This is a genomic window from Streptomyces sp. NPDC057638 (genome assembly GCF_042800315.1).
Lineage (GTDB): Bacteria > Actinomycetota > Actinomycetes > Streptomycetales > Streptomycetaceae > Streptomyces.
Window position 1 is genome coordinate 1 of sequence record NZ_JBHVHF010000399.1, and the last position, 6,069, is coordinate 6,069.

Annotated in this window: 6 protein-coding genes; all 6 read right to left on the reverse strand. The window is 65.0% G+C overall.

Annotated elements, in window-relative coordinates:
* Nucleotides 1-193: 193 nt before the first annotated feature.
* The gene (locus tag ACFVIM_RS31795; RefSeq protein WP_384308832.1) at nt 194-1,201 is read right to left on the reverse strand and encodes a hypothetical protein; all 1,008 of its coding nucleotides are present in this window, start codon (nt 1,199-1,201) and stop codon (nt 194-196) included.
* 167 nt (nt 1,202-1,368) lie between these two features.
* A complete protein-coding gene (locus tag ACFVIM_RS31800) occupies nt 1,369-2,619 on the reverse strand; it encodes an MFS transporter (RefSeq protein WP_384308835.1) in 1,251 nt (416 codons plus the stop codon).
* 146 nt (nt 2,620-2,765) lie between these two features.
* Complete coding sequence (locus ACFVIM_RS31805; protein WP_384308838.1) at nt 2,766-3,881, reverse strand: glycosyltransferase family 4 protein; 1,116 nt, start codon at nt 3,879-3,881, stop codon at nt 2,766-2,768.
* Nucleotides 3,882-3,929: 48 nt separating this feature from the next.
* Nucleotides 3,930-4,454, reverse strand: coding sequence for a dCTP deaminase (dcd, locus tag ACFVIM_RS31810; protein ID WP_384308840.1), 525 nt, complete (start codon nt 4,452-4,454; stop codon nt 3,930-3,932).
* Complete coding sequence (locus ACFVIM_RS31815; RefSeq protein WP_384308843.1) at nt 4,451-4,969, reverse strand: deoxycytidine deaminase; 519 nt, start codon at nt 4,967-4,969, stop codon at nt 4,451-4,453. The genes dcd and ACFVIM_RS31815 overlap by 4 nt, the downstream gene beginning before the upstream one ends.
* Nucleotides 4,970-5,490: 521 nt before the next feature.
* A complete protein-coding gene (kdpF, locus tag ACFVIM_RS31820; protein WP_384308846.1) occupies nt 5,491-5,580 on the reverse strand; it encodes a K(+)-transporting ATPase subunit F in 90 nt (29 codons plus the stop codon).
* Nucleotides 5,581-6,069 lie beyond the last annotated feature (489 nt).

Genomic DNA, 6,069 nt, shown 5'->3' on the forward strand with positions numbered 1-6,069 from the left:
GCGTCATGCGACGCGGTGCCCTTGATTCGTTGTGCGTGGCTCACCGTGTGATCGCCGTCTCGGTGGCTGGGGAGCGGTGGTGATCATGTTCATGGGTTGTGGTCCGGGGCGCTGGGGGATTCGGCGGCGGTCGGGCTCTGCCGGTGACGGCTGTGCTGGAGTGGATCACGGGGCCGGGTGGGGGTGGTGATCGTTAGGTCATCACGTTCTCGCGGAGGATGTATCCCGCGTGGATCCTGGATCTCGCGCCCAGGGAGTCCATGATCTCTCTGATGTGGCGCTGGCAGGTGCGGACCGACAGGCCGACCCGCTTCGCGATGGCCTTGTCGCACTCCCCTTGGATCAGCAGGGAGACGATATGCGACTTGATGCCCCGCGATAACGCGAAGGCCTCCCGCGGGCCCAGTTGGGTGGACATACGGTCGGCGATGGACCAGGACGTGTCGAAACTGGCGGCCGCGAAGCCGCTGACACTGGCGTTACGTACCACGGTGACCTGCTGTCCCTCCTGGGCCGACAGCACGAACAGTGTCTTGGAATCGAACGAGACGAGCCACGGCATCGGTTCGACCAGGGTCCGGAACTCGGCGCCGGTGTCATGGTGGGCCCTGTTGGCGAACTCGACCAGGTCGGGGTTGAACTGGGCGGCGCCGTGGAGGATCACCTTCAGTCGCACGCCGGGTGCCAGCGCGTCGATGAGATGCTCCATCACTGGCCAGGAGTCGGCTATCCGGGGGGATCGGCCGGGCTGCGAGATCCTGATCTCCTCGCTGGCCCGTACGGCGTATCGCTGCGCCAACTCCTGGGCGCGGGCCCAGCTCTCGATGCTCTCCACGTCTTCGGCACCCGCCCTGCACGGCGCCTCACGCGGGGCCTGCTCCTTGAGTACGGAGAAGGCGTCCCAGGCCCGGTCGATCCGGGACTGGATGTCCAGCGCCTGGTTGATCATGCCGTGCGTATAGCGGTGGCGTGCCACATCCGGTGGCACCGCCACATACCCCCTTGGATAGCCCGGGGCCGGTCTCAGTAGCTGGAACTCGGCCAAGAAGGCGACGGCTCGGCCGACTTCCTCCTGGTTTGCCGAGGGACCGATATGGGACGGATCCATCGGGTCGAAGACATCGACGTTCGAGGCCCGGCGGTAGATCTCGGCTTCAAGGCTGCCGAGCTTGCCGTCGCTGAGCGTAGAGAGCGTGTCCACCACTGCGTCTCCGTTTCGATCGGGACCATGCGGAAAACCCGGCGAGAAGGCCGTGCGCTCACTGCCCCCGTACGGGCCCTCGTGCCGACCGCGGCGCACCCGGGCGACAGGCCGTCGGGTCCTGGCCGGGGGAAGGGGCACCGGCGGCGAGGGAGGGAGGGGAGACGTCAGCCGGACACATGCCGCGTTCCGCTCTCGTGGTGGGGACTGCTCTCCGTGTACGCCGTACGGGGGCGCCGCGGCATCAGGCGCATGGACATCACGGTGGTGCCGATCAGCGCGAGGGCGGCGGCTCCGGCGAACACCCACCGAAGACCGTGCGCCCCGGCGAGTACACCGCCCCCGAGGTTCCCCATCAGGCTGGACACGGACCTCGTCGCCAGAAAGGCACTCGTACCGAAGGCCGGGCGGCCCGAGAAGAGTCCCTGCACCATGGCCATACCGACGCTCATCACCGCCGCCACGACAAACGCGCCGACCAGTTGGAGCAGCGCTATCTGCCACAGCGAGGTGACCAGGGCGAGACACCCCATCTCGAAGACCGCGGCGGCGCAGCCGAGGAGGACGACACGATCCGGACCCCAGCGAAGGGCGAGCGAACCGCACAGGGGGATCAGGAAGAGCTCGGCCAGTGGAGCGACAGCGAGGATGAGCAGGACACGGTCGAGTGGGATATCGAGAACGGAAGTCGCCAGCACCACCAGGAACGCCGACCGGACGATGGGCGTCGTGAGGGTCAGACAGAGGGCAGCCAAAGCGAAACCGGCATGCTGACCGGGAGCGTCGCCGCGTACCGCCACCGTGTCCTCGTCGTCGGCCCTGGATACACTGACGCGCTTCACACAGAAGGTCAGGGCGGCCAAACCGAACAGGACCGCGCAGCTCACCAAGGCCAGCCGAATGCCCAGCGTCGCGGTGAGGAGAGCCCCGATCATCGGACCCACCACATATCCCAGGGCGTACGCGGTCCGCATGGATGTGGTGACGGCGATTTCCTCCGCCTCGGAGGCGGCGGCCGATCTTCCGATGGCGAAAATCTGCGCGTTCAGTGCCTCGAAGAGGCTCAGAAAGACGATTCCGACGATCACCAGCTGACCGATCGACTGGACAGAGACGACCAGGACGCAGCCGAGGACGATCCAGGTCGCTGTACACAGTCCCAGCGCCCGTTTGTGCGCTATGCGGTCGGCCAGCCTGCCGAGAAGGAGCGTGACCGGGATGGAAGTGAAGGTGACGGCGGTGAAGTAACCGCCGATCCATGAGTGCGTCTCACCCAACACCTCGATAATGAATACCGGAAGCAGGGTGAACATTATCGACGAAGCCCCGCCGGCGGCGATGACCGGTAAGGACGTCCTGATGTTTCCAGCGAATAAGGACGTCACCTGTGACGTGAACGCGGAACTCAGCCCTGTCACTCAAACCGCTCCCCGGTCGGCAACCGGCCTGGACAGTAGCCTTGTCCGCGCAGACGTGTCAATGCAATGACCAAAAGGCGCCTATGCCTGGTCATGGATGGTCATGGCCAGGCGAGTCAGACGCCTTCGGCGGGGCCCTCATAGGCTCAGAACGAGCCCTGTGCCACCTGTGTTGAGAGGTGAAACAGCTGGCCGCTCGTCAGATCGACACTGAACCGGGCGGAGTTCTCGATCGCGATGGCCGATACTTTGCGCCGGGTCGTGGAATCCCGGGCCAGTTGGTCGACCACACGGGCCAGCGCCCTGGCATCGCCCGCGGGGTAGGGGATTCCGCCGAGGCCGAGTGTTTCGCCCATGGCGTCCACGTCCCCGTAGGCGACGGGAAGTCCATGGGCCTGCGCCTCAACCGTCACCAATCCAAATGCCTCCACGCCCGTCGTCGTGAAGAGGAACATGTCATGCTGCGAGAACTCACGCCACAGCTCTTGACGCGACATAAAGGGCTTGAACGTCACCCGGTCGAGAAGGCGGAGAGCCGCGGCCCGCCGCATCAGCGATTCCAGCTCGCTGCCGCCCCCGACGATCGTCAGAGTGTGTGGACTCGCCATGTGAGCCAGACTCTCCACGGCGGTCACCGGGCTCTTGACCGGCTCGAGGCGACCCGCGTGCAGCAGTCTCAGGGGCTCACCGTCGTCCCGGGGCGCCGCGTGCGCGCCCACTCCCTCCAGAGGGATCCCCCAGGGCAGCGTCACGATGCGCCCGTCGGGCTGTGCGCCCGCGATGGAGACCACATACTCCCTCATGGCCTCGTTGGGCACGACGACCGCCGTACTGCTCTCGACGATCTCCCGCAGGGCGTCCGCGGCCTGGTCACAGGTCAGCGAGTCGATGACATCGGTGCCATGGGCGATCGAGATGATCGGCAGACCCGACCCCGCGCGACAGAAGGCGAGACTGAGCCCGTACCCGAGATGCTGGGCGTGGATCAGGTCGTACGGGGAGTTGGACAATTCCCGTCGTACCTCTTGGGTCAGGCCTTCCACATACGCCGAGAACTCCGCGCCGTACGGCTTCTTCGGTGTCTGGCATACGGCGATGCGTGAGAATCCGTGATCCCATTCCTCCGCTGTCGGCGGCAGGCAGAAAAAGGTGGAGTCGACCCTGTCTCGTAAGCGTCCATAGACATCGCTGCACAGGATAGGACTACCCGCCGACGGGGCCAGCGGCAGGTCGATACCGGTCGCAACACGTAGCCTGGTCAAGCCGAATCTCCGGTTTCCACAGGGTGTGACAGGGAAGCGCTCATCTGACTAGACAGCGGTGAAGTCGCGATGGATCATCGAGGGCATCGGCCGTGTCGAGTGCTGGTACTTTCCGTCGTAGAGCTTGATCTCTCCTTCGGTGCACCAGAAGGTGACCTGCCCAATCCTCATTCCGGGATATACGGTCACCGGCTGAACGGCATGGAGTTGCAACGTCCAGTTGTTGATGGAACCAATATCGATCAGATCCGCCGTCACATGGACAAAGAGCCCGAGGCGGGCGATGGACGACCGGGCCCGGATGATGGGGACATAGAATTCGCTCCCCATACGCTCCGCGGTACCGGCCAGATATATCCTGCCAGGCCTGAGTGTCATGCCCTCGTCCGGAATCGGCGCGTATGTCACCCTGTTCTCGCGCCGGCAGTCCAGCACCTCTTCCTCATACCAGCAGATTTCCCGGCCAAGCAGGAAATCATAGCTGTTCGGGCTCAGCTGGGACTTATCGAAAGGATCGATCCGGATACGCCCGGCGTCCACCTGTCTCGCTATCTCGGGACCGGTCAGGATCACGACGCTCCACCTCTCACAGTCTGGGCAAGACCAGTCGCGATCTTCGGGTTCCAGGGCGCCGGGTCCGATCGGGTCCCATAGTGCCCCTGGTAGGGAATCCTCCCACCACTGGGGCGCCAGAAACTGACCTGTCCCACAATCATTCCGGAATAGACGCGAATGCTCTGCGTAGCAACGATTTCAAGTGTCCACTGATGCACCGCACCGAGCTGGCCGAGGTCAGCCGATATCTGAAGGAACATACCGAGCCTACCCAGGGAGGACCGGCCGATAAGGCTCGGCACATAGTGGTCGCTGCCGATGCGCTCCATGGTCGTTCCCAGATAGACCCGCCCCGGATGCAGCACATAACCGGAATCTTCTGGAATATGAATCTCTTCGAGTTCTGGTTGCGATCTAGGATTCGCGACCTCATCGGCTATGACCCTGAGGACGGGCGAGAGCCGGTAGTTATGACTGTTCGGGTTCGTCATCGACGGCTCGAACGGGTCGATGCATATGTCGCCAGCGTCCACTGCTCTCTGTATGGCTGAGCCTGTAAGGATCACTTCACTCCCAAAGCTTTACCGGCCACCCATTGCCGAACGGGCATTCGATCATGCTGGGAGTCGGCGCGTGCTGTCGATATCCGGAAGGTGCGACAAATGGTCCGCGGGCGATTCCGGCAGGTGGATGAATGGGGCAAACGAGCTCAGAGGGGCGTGTGGGTGAGGGGGTGGTTCCTGCGTCGGGACCGGATCGTGGGTGCTTGTTACATCCGCTCCGCACGCGCTGCTCGCTTCCCCGCTCCGTACGCTCGGTACGCCTCACGCGTTTCCTGCGTTCCGCCCGCGCCCGGCCGGAGGACGGCTCACCCGGCTCGGAGAACGCTCGGTCGGCCGGAGATCGTTCGCTCGGCCGACGCGGCAGGCCGTGTCGGCTTCAGGGTGGTTGGCAGGGCGTCGCCGGGGTGCGGAAGCGGGGTGTCTCGGGACGGTCGCCCATCACCGTGGCGGGCGCGTCCGACCTCGTCTGGAAGCCAGCTCCGGCCCAACCGTCAGAACTTCTCCGGGTGGAGGAAGGCGGCCACCAGATAGCCGACCAGCGATACGGCGATGATGATCCCCACGACGTTCTCGACGCCCATGCCGCGTTCAACTCCCTCTGCCTCGCCGGGTGCTTCTCGAAGGACGCTTTCCGGCCTCGCTTCGGCAGGGCGGGCACGCGTGACTCCGTGGGTCCACTCTCCCGCCTGGGCGAGGTGGTCCCGGGTTGGTCGAGAACGTCTTGACGCAGTCCATACGGACGACATGAGGTACGGGGATCAGTGCCGTGACGTGCCCAGGTGGCGGGCCTGAGGCAGCCTCCCGGAGAACCCCGACGGAGGCATCTATTCCGGTGAAGGGAGTCGCCACCAGGGCTGGAGCGGCCCCGCGGAACGGGCGCCAAGAAGACGTCAGAAGGGCGTCAACAGCGCGGGAAGGGCGGCTCCGGAGCACCGCGGAGGGCCTAGATTCCTCGGTGGCCGCTCTCTTTCTTCGAGGACGTCAGTGGCATGACCGCCCTCGACGGATGGCGCGGGGTGAGGTCTCCCAGAGCCCCGCGCCGGCCCCCGGCCCGCCGACCGTGTGGACAC

Excerpts from the sequence above, each read along its gene's own strand:
- kdpF (WP_384308846.1), bottom strand. The coding sequence starts at position 5,580 with ATGGGCGTCGAGAACGTCGTGGGGATCATCATCGCCGTATCGCTGGTC.